This is a genomic window from Proteus vulgaris (assembly GCF_011045815.1).
Taxonomy (GTDB): Bacteria; Pseudomonadota; Gammaproteobacteria; order Enterobacterales; family Enterobacteriaceae; genus Proteus; species Proteus vulgaris_B.
In genome coordinates this window covers 2002538-2019626 of sequence record NZ_CP047344.1, presented here as the reverse complement: position 1 = coordinate 2019626, position 17089 = coordinate 2002538, and the positions used below count along the sequence as shown (strand labels likewise).

16 protein-coding genes are annotated in these 17089 nt (G+C 35.5%); 8 read left to right on the top strand and 8 right to left on the bottom strand.

All coding sequences use genetic code 11. The features are described from left to right. Positions 1-5 precede the first annotated feature (5 nt). The 3 genes from glgX to GTH24_RS09600 form a co-directional block, all read right to left on the bottom strand. Positions 6-2075, bottom strand: a complete 2070-nt coding sequence (gene glgX, locus GTH24_RS09610; RefSeq protein ID WP_164526330.1) for a glycogen debranching protein GlgX — start codon at positions 2073-2075, stop codon at positions 6-8. Position 2076: 1 nt separating this feature from the next. Beyond that, a complete protein-coding gene (gene glgB / locus GTH24_RS09605) occupies positions 2077-4260 on the bottom strand; it encodes a 1,4-alpha-glucan branching protein GlgB (protein WP_164526329.1) in 2184 nt (727 codons plus the stop codon). A 364-nt stretch (positions 4261-4624) separates the two neighbouring features. Then, entirely contained in the window at positions 4625-5506 is an 882-nt protein-coding gene (locus GTH24_RS09600) for a LysR substrate-binding domain-containing protein (RefSeq protein WP_241254072.1), read from the bottom strand. Positions 5507-5650: 144 nt separating this feature from the next. Between GTH24_RS09600 and GTH24_RS09595 the strand changes: the two genes are divergently transcribed. Together GTH24_RS09595 and GTH24_RS22305 are read left to right on the top strand one after the other, a co-directional pair. Continuing rightward, positions 5651-6223 carry a sulfite exporter TauE/SafE family protein gene (locus GTH24_RS09595; RefSeq protein ID WP_241254071.1) on the top strand — a complete coding sequence of 191 codons (573 nt, stop codon included), beginning with the start codon at positions 5651-5653 and terminating at the stop codon, positions 6221-6223. 28 nt (positions 6224-6251) lie between these two features. Next, the gene (locus tag GTH24_RS22305; RefSeq protein ID WP_277606527.1) at positions 6252-6374 is read left to right on the top strand and encodes a hypothetical protein; all 123 of its coding nucleotides are present in this window, start codon (positions 6252-6254) and stop codon (positions 6372-6374) included. Positions 6375-6400: 26 nt separating this feature from the next. Here GTH24_RS22305 and GTH24_RS09590 read toward each other — a convergent pair whose 3' ends face one another. Next, complete coding sequence (locus GTH24_RS09590; protein ID WP_072068112.1) at positions 6401-7024, bottom strand: TetR/AcrR family transcriptional regulator; 624 nt, start codon at positions 7022-7024, stop codon at positions 6401-6403. Positions 7025-7109: 85 nt separating this feature from the next. On the opposite strand from GTH24_RS09590, the gene GTH24_RS09585 reads away from it, so the two are divergent. Then, entirely contained in the window at positions 7110-7868 is a 759-nt protein-coding gene (locus GTH24_RS09585; protein WP_072068111.1) for a DJ-1/PfpI family protein, read from the top strand. Positions 7869-7948: 80 nt separating this feature from the next. Further along, positions 7949-8545 carry a sugar O-acetyltransferase gene (locus tag GTH24_RS09580; RefSeq protein WP_082151749.1) on the top strand — a complete coding sequence of 199 codons (597 nt, stop codon included), beginning with the start codon at positions 7949-7951 and terminating at the stop codon, positions 8543-8545. A gap of 47 nt (positions 8546-8592) precedes the next feature. Here GTH24_RS09580 and GTH24_RS09575 read toward each other — a convergent pair whose 3' ends face one another. Further along, positions 8593-9360: a GNAT family N-acetyltransferase gene (locus tag GTH24_RS09575; RefSeq protein WP_072068109.1), complete on the bottom strand. Its 768-nt coding sequence runs from the start codon at positions 9358-9360 to the stop codon at positions 8593-8595. A 9-nt stretch (positions 9361-9369) separates the two neighbouring features. Further along, complete coding sequence (locus GTH24_RS09570; RefSeq protein WP_164526328.1) at positions 9370-10482, bottom strand: NAD(P)/FAD-dependent oxidoreductase; 1113 nt, start codon at positions 10480-10482, stop codon at positions 9370-9372. 545 nt (positions 10483-11027) lie between these two features. Here GTH24_RS09570 and leuE point away from each other — a divergent pair. Further along, entirely contained in the window at positions 11028-11675 is a 648-nt protein-coding gene (leuE, locus tag GTH24_RS09565) for a leucine efflux protein LeuE (RefSeq protein WP_072068106.1), read from the top strand. A gap of 72 nt (positions 11676-11747) precedes the next feature. On the opposite strand, the gene GTH24_RS09560 is transcribed toward leuE, so the two are convergent. Then, a complete protein-coding gene (locus GTH24_RS09560; protein ID WP_072068105.1) occupies positions 11748-12767 on the bottom strand; it encodes a methyltransferase in 1020 nt (339 codons plus the stop codon). A gap of 270 nt (positions 12768-13037) precedes the next feature. Between GTH24_RS09560 and GTH24_RS09555 the strand changes: the two genes are divergently transcribed. The 3 genes from GTH24_RS09555 to yqfB all read left to right on the top strand — a co-directional run bounded on the left by GTH24_RS09555 (position 13038) and on the right by yqfB (position 14953). Continuing rightward, the gene (locus GTH24_RS09555) at positions 13038-13658 is read left to right on the top strand and encodes a DNA-3-methyladenine glycosylase family protein (protein ID WP_164526327.1); all 621 of its coding nucleotides are present in this window, start codon (positions 13038-13040) and stop codon (positions 13656-13658) included. 65 nt (positions 13659-13723) lie between these two features. Then, positions 13724-14572: a bifunctional DNA-binding transcriptional regulator/O6-methylguanine-DNA methyltransferase Ada gene (gene ada, locus GTH24_RS09550; RefSeq protein WP_072068103.1), complete on the top strand. Its 849-nt coding sequence runs from the start codon at positions 13724-13726 to the stop codon at positions 14570-14572. A gap of 60 nt (positions 14573-14632) precedes the next feature. Then, positions 14633-14953: a N(4)-acetylcytidine aminohydrolase gene (gene yqfB / locus GTH24_RS09545; protein ID WP_072068102.1), complete on the top strand. Its 321-nt coding sequence runs from the start codon at positions 14633-14635 to the stop codon at positions 14951-14953. A gap of 60 nt (positions 14954-15013) precedes the next feature. Here yqfB and GTH24_RS09540 read toward each other — a convergent pair whose 3' ends face one another. Further along, positions 15014-16762, bottom strand: a complete 1749-nt coding sequence (locus tag GTH24_RS09540; protein ID WP_164526326.1) for an ABC-F family ATP-binding cassette domain-containing protein — start codon at positions 16760-16762, stop codon at positions 15014-15016. Positions 16763-17089: the final 327 nt, after the last annotated feature.

The following is a 17089-nucleotide window of genomic DNA, read 5'->3' as shown; positions in this document are numbered from 1 at the left end:
TCAAATTACTTAACTTGGGAGGAAATATTGGGTAATTTTTCAGTAGAAGACTGAGTATAAAAAACGCTATTTCGCCAAAGGGTGATACTGTTAGGTTGTACTTCACAATGCTGAGATTGTGTTGGGTGACAAAGAGGCCAGCTAGCCGTATCAAGCAAGCAAGACCAAGACCCTTCAGGTAAAGAAAAGACAGCGCTATTTCTTAATGGGTTAATCATTAAAATCCATTGTTGCGCTAAAAAAAGTTGTAATGGTGAGGGAGGAAGTTGTTGCCAATCTTCATGGCTCATAGGTTGAGCATCTTGATTGAGCCAAATAACATTTTCACTATCTTCTTCCCACCATTTAAGAGAACTTAAAGGTGTAATTTGGTGACGTAATTCAATAAGGTGGCGAATGTAATCAGTTAAGTCATAAGGTTGATGAAACCATTTGATCCAACTGACTTTATTATCCTGACAATAAGCGTTGTTATTACCATATTGCGTATTACCCACTTCATCACCGGCGAGTAAATGAGGTGTTCCTCTAGAAAGCAGTAAGGTTGCCAGCATATTCCTTGTCGCAAGCAATCTGTATTGACCTATTTTTTCGTTAACTATCAAACCCTCTTCACCAAAATTCACACTGTAATTGGTGTTATGTCCATCTAGGTTTGATTCTCCATTCTCCTCGTTATGTTTATTCTGATAACTCACTAAATCCCGCAGTGTAAAGCCATCATGGCTCGTTATCATATTGATACTAGAATAAGGAGGCCGACCGTTTTTATGGTATAGCTTTGCAGAGCCAGTAATGTTGTCTGCAAATGTTGCAATAGATACATCTCGCCATAACCAAAAACGACGAATAACATCACGGTAGCCGTCATTCCATTCTGTAAATGGAACTGGGAAATTACCGACTTGATAACCATCAGAGCCTAAATCCCATGGCTCTGCGATAAGTTTAATGCGTGAAAGAAGCGGATCTTGGCGAATAGCCGTTAATAATGGCGATTGTGTATCAAAATAAGGAACACGGCCAAGACTGGTTGCCAAATCAAAGCGGAAGCCATCAATATGAAATTCGGTAACCCAATAACGTAGGCAATCCATTACCCACTGCACTGTTTCAGGACGACTTAAATTGAGAGTATTGCCACATCCTGTCCAATTTTGAGCTTTGTGTTCATCGTTTAGCCAATAATAGCTTTTGTTATCAATACCACGTTGAGAAACAATATAACCTTCATATTGGTCACTTAATTCCGCAGTATGATTGAATACCACATCTAGAATGACTTCAATATTGGCTTTATGTAGGCATCTTACGGCTTCTCGAAATTCATCAATAATATTCCGACCTGTGTTGGAATAATATTGTGTAGATAAAGCAAAAGGCGCTAATACGTTATAACCCCAATAATTTTTTAATCCGATTTTATGAAGATGAGGTTCTGTTAAATGATATTGAATAGGCAATAATTCCAATGCCGTAATACCTAGTTTTTTCAGATGAGAAATAAAAGCAGGGTGACCTAATGCTGCATAAGTTCCTGCAATTGTTTCAGGTATATCTGGATGAAGTTTTGTTAGTCCTTTGACATGTCCTTCATAAATAATAGTTTCTGACCAAGGTGTGTTTAAGCGATGATAAGTGCCTTTTTCTTTATAATAGTGACAAAAACAACCACTATCATCCGTGATAACTGCTTTAGGTGTTATTGCGCTATCATCATGTTCTAATGCATTAAAAACAGGAGATGTATAAGGCAAGGTGTTATCCACGATACCTGTAACTTGTCTCGCATAAGGATCTAATAACAACTGTTGAGGTTGATAGAATAATCCTTGTTCTGGGTTCCATTCACCTTCTACACGATAGCCATAATGCAAACCGGGCCCTGCACCGGGTAAGTATCCATGCCAAATAGCTCCCGTTTTGCCGGGTAATGGATAGCGGATCTCTTTGCCTGCTTTATCAAACAGGCAAAGTATGACTTTAGTGGCATTTTCACTAAAGAGTGTAAAATTTACTCCATAGCCATCATAATGACTGCCCATAGGGAAAGGGCGACCATAATCTAAAGACATATTAATCCTTCAATTTTAAATACAGTGTTGCAAGTGGCGGTAGCGTCAATGACAAAGAGTAGGCTTTACCATTAAATTCACTTGCTATTGCCTCTATTTCACCTAGATTTCCCACATTACTTCCGTTGTAAAATTCAGAATCACTATTGAGTATTTCTTGATATGCACCGGCTTTGTTAACACCCACGAGATAATTGTGATGAACTACTGGGGTAAAATTACTGATAACAATAATTTCGTTACCTTGTGTATCTTTTCGGCAAAAAACAAAAACGGAATTGTCATGATCATCAACGGTAAGCCATTCAAAGCCTTCTCGTTCAAAGTCACATTCATAAAGAGGAGCATTCGCTTGATAGGAAAGATTCAAATCTCGCACAAAGTGCTGAACACCTTGGTGTGGGCTATTTGGTGTTTCAAGAAGATGCCAATCTAAGCTACTGTCGTGATCCCATTCACGCCATTGTGCAAATTCGCATCCCATAAATAGTAGCTTTTTGCCCGGATAAGCCCACATAAAGCCAAGATATGCACGTAAATTAGCAAATTTTTGCCAATCATCACCCACCATACGACCAATCAACGAACCTTTACCATGCACAAACTCATCGTGAGAAAGAGGCAGAACAAAGTTTTCGTTATAGGCATAGAGCATGCCAAAGGTCATTTGATTGTGGTGATATTTACGATAGATAGGATCACGTTGCATATATGCCAACGTGTCATGCATCCATCCCATATTCCATTTGTAGTTAAAACCTAAACCTCCATCATCTGGCGGTAAGGTAACACCGGGGAAATCAGTTGATTCTTCAGCAATCGTGATGGTGCCAGGGCAAGTTGTACCTAATAATTTATTGGTATAACGAAGAAAATCAATGGCTTCTAAGTTTTCTCGTCCACCATGTTTATTCGGGATCCATTCACCTTCTTTTCGGCTATAGTCACGATAAAGCATGGAAGCAACGGCATCGAATCGGAAACCATCAAGTGCAAAATGTTCATGCCAATACAATAAATTGCCTGAAAGGTAATTCAGTACCTCATTACGGCCATAGTTATAAATTAAGGTGTTCCAATCCGGATGAAAGCCTTCTCGTCTATCAGCATATTCATAGAGCGATGTGCCATCAAAATTACGTAAACCGTAGTCATCTTCAGGGAAATGGCCGGGAACCCAATCTAAAATAACGCTAATTTCAGCCTGATGAGCCGCTTCGATAAAATCACGGAAATCCATAGGTGAACCAAAGCGACGAGTTGGTGAATATAACCCTAAAGGTTGATATCCCCATGAACCATCAAAGGGGTGCTCATTGATAGGTAATAGTTCGATATGGGTAAAGCCCATTTCTTTAACATAGGGAATTAACTGTTCGGCTAGTTCACGATAACTTAACCAACTTTGATCGTCAGTATGTCGGCGCCATGAGCCTAAATGAACTTCATAAATAGAGATAGGTGCATTACGTTGATTTGCTTGCTGACGCGACAATGGCATTGGCTTAACGGAAGGTAATGTATTGATAATTGATGCAGTTTCAGGGCGTATCTGTGTTTCAAAAGCATAAGGATCTGCTTTTAATCGACGTTCTCCATTGGCATCTAAAATAGCGAATTTATAGCAATCACCAAGATGGGCTTGTGGAATAAAAAGCTCCCAAATTCCACTTTCACGACGTAATCGCATAGGAAAACGCCTTTCATCCCAAAATGAGAAATCGCCAACCACACTCACACTTTGTGCATTTGGTGCCCATACAGCAAAAGTAATACCATCAATATCACCTAATTTAGCGGGGTGAGCGCCTAAACATTGATAAGGGCGAGAATGATGACCTTGTGCTAAAAACCAAATATCCATTTCTTGCAGTAAAATACCGAACTGATAAGGATCATCAACAATCCCTTGTGCATTTTCCCAAGTAACATCTAAACAATAACTAAAACGACGTTTACGTCGGGAGATTGCACCACAGAAAAAACCACTAGGATGTTTGCGTTCTAACGTCGCGACTTTTCTGCCATTCTTTCTATCGATGACACTGACTGAAACAGCATCAGGTAAAAATGCACGAACTTCTAAACCTGCCGATGTTTCATGCATACCAAGAAGTGCAAAAGGATCAGACTCATACCCATTGATTAGTTTTTCTATTGCTTTTTTTGTCACAGCTACAGACATCGTATCGTCCTTCGTTGCCAGCAAATAAATTAATAAATTTTATATATAAATATCAGCATAGAACGTTAATTTAAGTTAAACAATAAGTGTTTTTAACAGATTATTTAAAAATAAAATAATCATCATGGGTTAATATACTTAAAGTTTGCCTTTAATTTATTGAATATAAATGGATTTGATATAAGGAGCAGAGTAAGGTAGCGAATTATAAATACAGCACAAATAGCGTTTTTACCTAATCTAAAAAAGAGAGTGATATTAAATATTTTTAATTAAACACTTAAGATGGAGTTTTAAAAAGTATAAGTAATAAGAGTAAAATCGTCATTTTTATGAAAAAAAAACACTTATTTCATTAGAGAAATTAACTTTTCTGTTGTGTGAGCCATTGCTCAAAATCAAGGTGTGTTTTGGTTTTTTGTACACCTAATGGTGTTAATGCATAGTAATAAAGAGGGGCTATTTGAATGTTAGGAAATAATATTTTTAAAGTCCCACAACTTATCTCATTCGATAAAATTGAGATTGGACCAATGCCTATTCCTAAACCTTCGATAATTGCTTGAAGTGAAATATGAAAGTGATCAAAGCGATACTGACGCAAAAATGATCGCTGAGTATTAAGTTGAGCCACTATTAACCATTGTTGCCAATGACCAGGGCGAGTGAGTGTATCGATGGCAGGGCAATTAAAAACGTCTTCTAAATTAGTGACGCTGTAACGTTTAAGTAGCTTTTCAGAGGCAACTAAACAATGCACATCCTTTAGAAAAACAATAGATGAATATTCTTGTTGCTGAGGTTGAGGACGAATAATTAAATCATCATGGCTGATTAAATGAAATCGCTCACTATTTGCTGACGCAATTTGAATGTTGGCATTAGGATATTGAAGATAAAAATCCTCCATTCTTGGAATAAGCCATTTTAAACATAATGTTGTAGGAACACTGATATTTAAAATATCGTTTTTACCACCATTACCATAACGAACGCCAATGTCATTAAGCTTATCAAAAACATCACTTAATTCTTGTGCCAATGTTAATGCATAAGGAGTTGGTACACGACGTAAACCTTGTTTGTTAAATAGCGTAACACCAAACCATTTTTCAACAACTTGAATCTGTCTGCTAATTGCACCATGAGTGACACATAGTGTTTGTGCTGCTTCTGTATAACTTTGGCTATGACAAGCAACTAAGAAAGCACGTAATGAAGGTAATGGAGGAAGGTTTCTCATCATAATTTTCTCATCATAGTTTACTTATCATCAATAAAGCAGTCTTTCTGATTAAAACTCACAGTACAGTGATATTTTATCACAGGTAAAAATAAAGAAGGCAGGTATGATACAGCGTCTTTAACTTATTGAACTTAAAGGATGATAATGAGTTTTATCGCAGTTATTTTATTAGCAATACTTTCTGGTGTCATCAGCGGAGTAGTTGGAACAGGTTCTTCTATTTTACTTATTCCCGCATTAACTTATGTATTTGGCGCTAAAGAGGCGGTGCCTATTATGGCTCTTGCCTCAGTAATGGGAAATTTATCTCGCATTTATTTATGGCGCCATAGTATCCGTTTTAAGCCACTTTTTTATTATTTATTAGCTGGTATTCCCGCGGTTATTTTTGGTGCAAATACATTATGGGTTATGTCTGAAAAATGGCTCAATATCGGGATGGGACTGTTCTTTATTTTGATGATCCCAATTATTCATTTATTACGCCAACATCAAATTAAAATAAAACCTTACCAAGTTATTATTGCTGGCGCAGTTATCGGCTATTTAACGGGGGTTGTTTTTTCTACTGGGCCATTAACTATTCCAATATTTTCTGCATATGGGCTAACACTAGGGCCATTACTAGCAACAGAAGCGGCTGCTTCGTTTATTATTTATCTCACCAAAGCCCTAACCTTTAGCCAACTTGGTGCAGTTAATATTTATCCTAATTAGTGGAATGTTAGTGGGCGGTGGCTTAACCATGGGTAATTTCCTTGGCAAAAAGCTGGTATTAAAATTGACACCTAAGCTATTCCAAGGGCTACTAGATGTCATGTTAATTTTTGCTGGTGGCTCACTACTTTTTAATGGTTTTCTCTCTTAAATAACTAATGTAATTACTTATTTTCTTTATTCATCATAATAATCTGATAAATAAGGCGCTAATATAATCAATGAGAGATCAGCGAGTGGCAACAATTCATCAATTGTAGCGCCTGATCTTGCTCTTAAGGAAATGGAATGTAATAACGCGATCATCCCCAATGCAATGGTGTGAATATCGGTTCCTTCTTTTAGTTCACCCACTTCTAATGCTTCTTGCAAGGCATCTTCAACTTGCTGAGTTTGTGCATTAATAACCTGATTAAGCATATGCTTGATTGCAGGATCGGCAATTTCAGTCACTGCGGTTGAAAGCACCATACAACCGGTTAATCCATCATTATCTGTATAAAAATGGATAGCCGAATTCAGATAACGTTTTACTCTTGCGGTAATTTTATCTTTCGGTGACTGTTTTTCTAATTCATGGCGATAACGTGTAGAAGCAATATGATTAAAGCGTTCAATGGCTTTTTCATACAATGCAGCTTTATTACCAAATGCAGCATAAAGACTTGGCTTATTCATCTGAGTTTCAATGACCAAGTCATCCATAGATGTTGCGGTAAATCCTTTTCGCCAAAATAATGCCATTATTTTTTCAAGAGCAGCATCGCTATCATAACGACGAGGGCGACCTTTTTTTTGCATTTTATACCAATCAGTAAGAAATTCATTTACTCAGTATAAAACAAATGTCATTATTTTACTAACCAGTACAAAATAGGAAAGTAAAATGAATCACAATGAAATGTTGTATGGAAAAAATATGCCTTCTATTATCAGGCTAGTTGAAGAAGGACGTAAGCAACAATTAAGGCCATTGAAAATAGGTATTTTTGTCTGTCCAGGCTTTATGCCCATGGATATTAACGGTGCTCAATCAGTCTTTACAATTGCGAGTGCTGAAATTTATTTTATCTGGAAAAAGAAAGAGTTAGTTGAAGGCTATATTGGTTGGCCAACAATGCCTACTATGACTTTTGATGAATGCCCTGAAGATCTTGATGTATTAGTCGTAGGAATGGTACCACCAGAAATTGTTGAAGATGAAGAGACACTGACATTTTTTGCTAACATGGGTAATAAAGCACGTTATGTTATTGGTACATGTTACGGCTCTTTAGTTTTAGGAGCGGCAGGATTATTAAAAGGTAAAAAAGCAACCAGTAATTCAAATGTCGTTCCGATGTTGCCTGATATGGGAGCCATAGCAGTAGAGGGAAGTGATGTTGTTATTGATGGCAATATTTATACCTCGGGGCCAGCAACAGGCTCGTTCGATGCCTCATTATTAGTATTAGAACAATTACTCGGCACGCCTTTTGCTCAATTGGTAGAGCTTGCTATTGAGTATGATCCACGTCCGCCTTTTGGTACAGGTTCACCTGCATTAGCAGGCACAGAAATGACGGCAATTTCACAAAGCTTAACTGCTAATTTAAATGCTCAATTTCATCAAGCTGCACGTAATGGACTTAAAAAGCGCCGTTAATTTGGATTAATTCACGTTAGAATGAGGTGATAAATATTGAAGTTTACCTAAACTGTTTTATTCAATTTCGGAGTATGACAATGACAGAATACGAAAAAATGGTATCAGGTCATCTTTATCATGCATGTAAAGATGATAGTTTAGAGCCACTTAGAGTAAAAGCACGCGAAATTATTTATGATTTTAATATAACGCGGCCGTCTGAAGTTGAAAAAAGAAAGGCATATTTAAAACAGCTTTTGGGTAAAACAGGCGATACCTTTATTATTGAACCTCCGTTTCATTGTGATTATGGTGAATTAATTGAAATTGGAGAGGGATTTTATGCCAATTTCAATTTAACGATATTAGATTGTGCGCCAGTGAAAATTGGAAACAATGTAATGTGTGCGCCGAATGTTAGCATTTTAACTGCAACTCATCCTGTTGATCCTGAAATACGCAGCAGTGAACTTGAATATGCATTACCTATTACTATTGGCAATTCAGTATGGTTAGGTGCAGGGTGCATTATTTTACCCGGCGTAACTATTGGTGATAATTGTGTTATTGGTGCGGGCAGTGTAGTAACAAAATCTATTCCAGCTAATTGTGTTGCTGTTGGCAATCCCTGTCGTGTAATAAGACAAATCAGTGATAAAGACAAAACAGATGCAGAAAGAAGGTTGAAACTTTAATTACTAAAAATCAAGGCTCAATAAGTTTATTGAGCCTTATGATAAAGTTACTCTTTAATAAAACTTAAATAGTTAAAGAGGGATTTAAAACCAAATTTACGGTATAGCGCCAAACCATCTGCGGATGCATCTAAGAAACAACGCTCTACACCTTGCTCACGGCAAAACTCTAAAACGTGTTTAATTAAATGAGTTGCATAGCCATTGCCTTGATAAGCAACATCTGTCCCAATATCGTCAAAACGCGCTAATTTATCATGTAACGTCAGCGTTAATGACGACACGGGCTGACCTTCAACTAACAGAGCATAATGGAAAATAGTCGCGCCATTATCTAATGCTTTTTGATGATAACGAATATACTCATTAACAATCGTATCATCACTATCATCTCCCACAGGAAACGCTGTTTTTAGCGGATGTGCCCATTGTTCGAGGTTATGATTGGTGAGAATAATATCGCATGGATTATTTCGATAAGAAGGGTAAACCGCTTCTGACAACGTTAAATACATTGCTGTTGTCATACCGTCACCGGTATAGCCCGCATTTTTTATAATGTCTTCAAATTCAGGTAATAATGATTCAGGTAAAACCAAAATATGGTCTTTTTGTTGCGAAGAGAAAAGGGTACTTGCCTGCTGAAACGAGCCTTCTGTTGCGCCTTGACGTAAATAAATAAAGTTAAAAATTGGCGCGTCCATTGGTGTCATAAAGCAATGAGTATGATCACCAATACGAATATTATTTTCACAAATTTCTGACCAAAAAGCTTTTTCTACTACTTTAAATTCTTTATACAGTTGTGCATCCATAATGGTTCTCTAGCTAAATCGTGATAAGCGATAAGGAGTTAATAGAGGATTCGCTTTTTCGTAAATCAGTTCTTGTGCAACCAATTTACACAATAAAGGTGACAACGTCACGGCGGCGTGCATAGTAACAAGATATAGTCCCTGATAAGGAGATATTTCTCCAATAATTGGCATTTCATCTTTAGGCATGGGTCTTTCACCAACAATAACTTGTTCAATCGTTAGTTTACCTGTTTGCGTAAAATTATCATAAAAAGTCGCTTGTGCATGGAATGCAATGTGCTCAGGGTGATGTTCATCACTATTATCAATGTAATCTTCAGCTGCAATAATCTCATTTTGAGCAAAGTGACGTAACTCCATTTCTGGCGTTGAGATAATGCAAGGTAAAAACGGCGTTTCTGCATCTGTTGTTAATTTGAGTAAAATACTGGGTGATGCATATAAAGGTAAATCAATACTTTTTTCAGACAATAACGCTAAAGCGCCCACTCCTGCGGTTAAAATAACATGATCAGCATGCATTTTAATATTTTCTGTTTCTACACCAATAATGCGATGATCTTCTTCTATCAAACGAATAACTTTAGTGTTAGCACTGTATTTAACGCCCATTTCTTGGGCTTGTCGTAATAATATGTCAATAACATGAAAAGGGTTCACTGCACCTTCATCGCTTGCAAAAGCTGCTAAGTTAGGGGGGGGAGATAAATTAGGTACTTTATGAATCAATTGTTCTTTATTTAATGCTTGGACATTAAAGCCAGCTTGATGATGTGATTGAATAAATTGAGCCGTTTCTTTGTCAGAAGACATCCAACTTATTGCACCAGCCCAATCAATATTCAATTTTCCTTGTGTCTCTTTATCGAGTTCTCGCCAACAATGAATCGCTTCTGCTCGTAATTTTTGATAAGCATCTGGTCGCTCATAAGAGACATTTAGCCAAGCAAATGAAGCACTTGTTGCGCCAGTTCCTGCATTCGCTTTATCTAATAAGATAACCTGCATATTGCTCTTTTTTGCAAGATACCAAGCTTGCATTACACCAACTATGCCAGCACCAACAATAATAATTTTCTTTTGTGGTTTTTGAGATAACGATGAGGTGCTTATATCCATTTTATTCTCTTAACGGTAATAGGAGGTAAGGTGATTTTTATGCTAAATGTAAAAAACAAACAGAATAATGGTTTTGAGAAAAATAATCTTATTTATCCTCTCACTTTTTGTGCTAATACATTTAATAATATGTTTATAAAAATCATTATTTTTCATAAACATAGTTACTATCCTTACTGTTATTTTGGCAATATTGAATAGATGCAAATCACAAAAAGAATAAAAAACCATAACACAAAACAAACAATAGGGTATTGCCTCTAATATTTATCTAATTTGTAGTTTATAAAACTGATATTGTTTTTTATTTTGAACTTTATCGCTGTATAAATTTTAATTTCAGCATCATACTATAACGCACATTTAAACTAGTTTTTTAATCTAAATAAATTAATTAAAAAAGACTTACAAACTGCTTTTTATTAATCAAACTAGATTAATTAACTTATTTTTATATTATATAAAGATTATTGTTTTACAAAAATATTATTGTCGATATGATAGCTCACATATTCAGCATATTATTTTTTTAAAAAAGGCGTCGTATGTTAGAAAGTATCGGTATTTCAAATATTTGGACATACCTTTTAGGCGTTATTTTTATTACCTTAGTACCAGGTCCAAACTCGATTTTCGTCCTTACTTCCAGTGCGAAGCATGGGGTAAAAGGGGGGTATAAAGCCGCTCTTGGTGTTTTTACGGGTGATGCATTATTAATCTTTTTGGCATTTTTGGGGGTTGCTTCATTAGTCAAGACTTCACCCGTTTTCTTTATTGTTATTAAATATGCAGGTGCTCTTTATTTAACCTATTTGGGTTTAAAGACATTATATGCAACGTTTCACAAGAAAAAAGAAACAACTGAACAAGTATCAGAAGTGGCAATCAAAGCAAAAGATGGTCTTTATGTTAAGGCTCTATTTTTAAGTATGCTTAATCCTAAAATGATCATTTTTTATGTCTCTTTCTTTATTCAGTTTATTGATCCTAAATATGAAAATGCGGGTGTTCCATTTTTTGTATTAGGTGCAATTTTAGAAACATGTAGCATGATTTATTTATCAATTCTTATTTTTGGCGGAGTAGCTATTACTAATAAAGTAAAACATAACAAACGATTAGCATCATTATCAAATAGTTGTATAGGTGCAGTGTTCTTACTTTTTGGTGCAAAACTGGCGTTAACTGCATAATCTTTTTTCAATTTAAAAAGCCACTTTTGAAAGTGGCTTTTTTTGTTACAAATAGATGATCTTTTCAATAAATTATTTAATAACAACTTCTAATATTGAATTATATGTTTCTGTTTTAATCACTTTATTAATTTTCAAATCTGATTGATCTAATAAAGCAATAAATTCATCTTCTGTGCGTTCGCCCGATTCAGGAAATGCGCTCATACAAATCATATCCATATATTTAGCGACATCCGGTATATTTTTTTTAAAAATAACTGGCTCAATAATAAGTACTTTTGAATCCGCCTTCATTATTTTGCGCAAATTCTTAAAAATATTAATAACATTTTCATTATTCCAATTGTGAATAATATATTTCATTAAATAAATATCAGATTCAGGATAATTTCCAAATAGATCACCTGGTATTAATTTCCAACGACTATCATCACTTAATTCAACTAATTTCGTTCTTTCTAATACATGCGAGTGATCAAATAACTGTCCTTTTAACGTAGGATTTTCTTTTAAAATTTCCAATAATAATCCACCTAGCCCTCCAGCAATATCTGTCACTATTTTGTTCTCTGGAAATTTATAATGCTTAATAAGAAAATAATTTTCTATTTTTGATAAAGAGCTCATACCTGCTTGAAAATCATGATCTTCTCTTACATTATCTTGCCAATATTGATAAAAAGACATGCCATATAAGTTTTCGAAAGCAGGGTTACCCTGAACTGACTCAATAACATCGCCAACTGGCCGCCATAACGTTTCATTAGTTAACATTAATACGGCATCACGCAAGCTATATTTATGATCACTTAATAAAAAGTATCCTGCTGGAGCTAGAGAATAGCTAGATCCTTCTGATTCGGAAAATATACCTTCAGAAGCCAACATTCTTAATATTCTATTTAAAACAATAGGAACTGAGTTTGTTTTTTCTGCAAGTTCATTAATATTTTTAGAGCCTTCTTTTAATAAGTCTGCAATATTTAATTTAGCAGCCACTTTTAACGCCGCCGGAATAGTAAAGCATATTGATTTTTTCATTAAATCTAATGCCGCGGCTTTATTATATAAATCAATTTCATTATTCATAATGTTAAACCTTATTGCATATGGCGATAATCAATAATATGAGAGATATTTCGAAAGAAATAATTAAATCAAATAAAGTATAGATTAGGTTTTTATTTTGAATAATTTATCTACATATGGAGATTTTAATTTATGTTTCTAATTTAACATTGTTGCTTTGAGTCTTCTTATTGTTCAATTTATATATTTAAAAGCAAGAAATGGAGTGCATAGCATCTCTATTTATACGTTATACTAATTTTAATATTTCCCGTTTATCTGAGTGAATTTATGTACTTCCAGTATGGTGAAAAAGAGATAAAAATCTTAAAGCAGCGTGATAAACGCTTAGCTGCACTCATTGAAAGAATAGGTGACATTAAACGTCCTATTACACCTGATTTATTTACCGCATTAGTTAAAAACATTATTGAACAACAAATTTCTGTTTCTGCTGCCATAACGGTGCACCAACGGCTATTGAATTTATGTGAGGGTATTTACACGCCAGAACGTATTGCAAAATTATCAGAAAAAGAGGTACAACAATGTGGAATGACTATGCGTAAAGCGGGTTATATTATCGGTATTGCAGATACCGTTATTTCAGAAAAATTAGATTTAAATAAAATTCCTGATATGACAGACAAAGAGGTTATTGATACTTTAATTCAACTGAAAGGTATTGGAGTTTGGACAGCAGAAATGTTATTAATTTCTTCGCTTAATCGGCCAGATATTTTAAGTTGGGGAGATTTGGGCATTCAACGTGGAATTATGCGCCTTTATCATCATAAAACATTAGATAAAGAACGCTTTGAGCGTTACCGTAAACGATATTCACCTTATGGCTCTACAGCATCGCTTTATTTATGGGTATTATCTAAAGAGCCTGAAATTATTGCGCAATAAACGGAGTTCTTTATTCATTATGACTGTTGATAATAACCGTAATCCCGCATTAAAGGACTGTCATAATGGAAAATAAGCGTAATCAACTTATTGAACAAGCCTGCCGTTTTATTGAACAAAATAACGGTGATGTTTCACTAGCTCGTATTGCTGAGCATGTTATGGCAAGCCCATATCATTTTCATCGTCTCTTTAAATCGATTATGGGTATCACCCCAAAAGATTATGCTAATGCTTACCGCCAAAAGTTAATAAAAAAAGCCCTGATTGAAGATGGCAGTATTACTGATGCAATTTATCAATCAGGTTTTAATGCTAATAGCCGTTTTTATGAAAACGCAGCTGCAATATTAGGAATGACTCCAACCAATTGGCGTACCGGTGGTAAGAATATTGCTATCTTTTTTGCGATTGCACTGTGTTCTTTAGGTAATATTCTAGTGGCTCAAAGCGAAAAGGGAATTTGCGCTATTATGTTAGGGGATGATGCAGAACAATTATTAGAAGATTTACAAAAACAATTTCCTCTTGCTGAATTAATTGGTGCAAATAAAGAGTTTGAACAAATAATAGCTCAAGTTGTTGGTTTTATTGAATTACCCAAACAACCGCTATCTTTACCTCTTGATATTCAAGGTACTGTTTTTCAGCAAAAAGTGTGGCAGGCATTATTAGATATTCCTTTTGGTAGTACCATGACATATCAAGAAATTGCCAATAAAATAGGTTCCCCTAAAGCATATCGTGCGGTAGCAAATGCCTGTGCAGCTAATAAACTTGCTGTGGCGATACCTTGTCATCGTGTTATTCGTCAAAATGGCGAATTGTCAGGTTATCGTTGGGGGATCGACCGTAAAGCAAAATTGCTTCAGACCGAATCATCAAATAACACAATAATTAGCAAAAACAGATAAAACATCAGTAAAACATGGTGAGATAATCAGCAAGTTATCAATTTATTCGTGAGTAATACTATGTCATTTAACCCTACAGAAATTACTTTTTTTGAGCGTTTAATTCCTTCAATTCTTAAAGAAATAAAAGTAATTACTATTCGTGATGAAAGTGAAAGCTATTATAAGCCAGGTAGTGTGGTTGAGTTATATGCTAACGAACATCGTACTTACTATGGAAAATTAAAAATTCTAGCTGTATCACCTTTACATTATGATGATATTAATGCGTATCATGCACAGCAAGAAGGAATGACGCTTCCTGTATTAAAAGCGCTTATTAAAGATATTTACCCAACAACACAAATTTTATATTTAATTGAATATCAGCTTGTTAAATAAGTCATAAAAAGAAAAAGGATCACAATGTGATCCTTTGAGTTACACCAAAATTTTATTCTTTTACATCATATTAAGCGATTGCTTTAACTGACTAATTTCCAGTTTCCATTGCGCTTGCAAAACAGGTTTTTGATGGTTGGGTTTACGTGCTAAATCAGCGTCCAGTTTCTCTTCTAATTCAATGAGCTTAAACAGTTTTTCATCATCATCATGGTGAGAAACAGACAGCACCGATGCATGATTTTCTACATCACTTTGCTTATCTGTTATCTGTATTTCTGGCACTTCCTCCTCAGAAATAAGTTGATAAATCGTTTCAATATCATGATGTTCAGTCAAAATACCATTGTGAATATACCAAAAACGATTGCAACTATTTTCAATCAATTCTCGATCATGACTAACTAATAAAATACCACCAGTGAATTGACTAATTTGCTCAGCTAACGCCTTTTTACCATCCATATCAATATGATTCGTCGGTTCATCAAGCATCAAGAATGAGTATTTCGCTAAACTCAGACCGATAAATAATAAACGAGCACGTTCACCACCACTTAACGTACACACTTTTTGCCCATGACGAATATAAACAAAACCTGCGCTAATTAGTGCCATTTTACGTTGTTCATCAGTTAAAGGCGCAAAAGGTTTCAATGCCTCAGTGAGGGTATCATTATCCTTTAACTGCGCAATGTTTTGGTCGTAATAACCCAATTCAACACGAGGATGTAACCTTATTGTACTTTGTGTCGTTGTTTCAACTGAATTTAATGACCAAATCATCTTTAATAATGATGATTTTCCCGTTCCATTAGCACCGATTATTGCCACTCGATCACCACTTTTAATGCGCTGATTTTCGACAATATAGAGAACAGGGGCATTATCAGCAGGAATGACAGAGAGTTGAATTAATTCACAAAGTCTATCAGCACGCAGTGTTGTACCTGAAAATTGTAATACCCACTGAGCTCCTTCAGCTACTTCGGTTTGTTCATCTTTTAAACGAACAATATGTTTCTCCATCTGTTTAGCTTTGCGAGATAAATTCTCGTTATCATAAACGTGACCCCAAATTGCGAGCTGCTTCGCACTTTGGGTAATCCTATCTATCTCTTTTTGCTGTGCATCACGTCGATGTTGCGCACTCATATCTTGCTCTTCTTGCGCTACTCTGGCTTGAGAGCAGGGCAAGCGAAAGATAGATAATGACTTATCACGAATGATCCACGTACAATTCGTCACGTTGTCTAATAGCGTATTATCATGAGACACCAAAATAAAGCTACCACGCCACTGTTTTAAAAAGGTTTCTAACCATAAAATAGTGGGTAAATCGAGATGGTTACTGGGTTCATCAAGTAACAATAGGTCAGGCTCAATAATTAACGCCCTTGCTAATAATAAACGCGTATGTTGGCCACCACTTAATTGTGAAACACGTAGATTTTTTTCATCAAACTTAAAACCCATTTCACAGAGTAGTAACTCTGCGCGCCAGCCTTCAGATAATCTGTATTCTTCAGGAAGTTTATGAAGTACAGCATCCATTAATGTCATTGGCTGTAATTCTTGAGGAAGGTGCTGCTCTATATAGGCCATTACGGTTTGATTAGCAATGGAAATAACACCTTCATTCGGTGTTAATTGATGTGATAAAAGTTTTAATAATGTACTTTTTCCACAGCCGTTATGGCCAATTAAACCAATTTTCTCACCTTTAATTAAGGCTAAAGAAATATCATTTAGTAATAAACCGTTGTTATTATGAAAAGACAGATTTTGTGTAGATAATAATGTGCTCATAGCTTACTCATTCTTTAGGCGTAGAAACGCCTTGGGTAATATCTTGCGATAACCCTGTAAGCTGAGAGAGGTCATAGTTAACGTCGCTCAGGCAGGTTAACGCAGTAAAATACTGTGAAAGCCTGAGCTGTGACGATTACCAAAGAAGTGTGAGTATTCAATAAGATCACACAAAAACATAATTAGCCTCCTTCTCTAAGTTTAAAAAGTGAATCGGTGATTTAATTCTATCAATATAGAGTTCTTCTATGCAATCCCATAAGAAAGATAAAAAGTATCATTTAGTGTGAAAGCCCGCAATTTAAGCAGGCTTGAGATAATCATGAG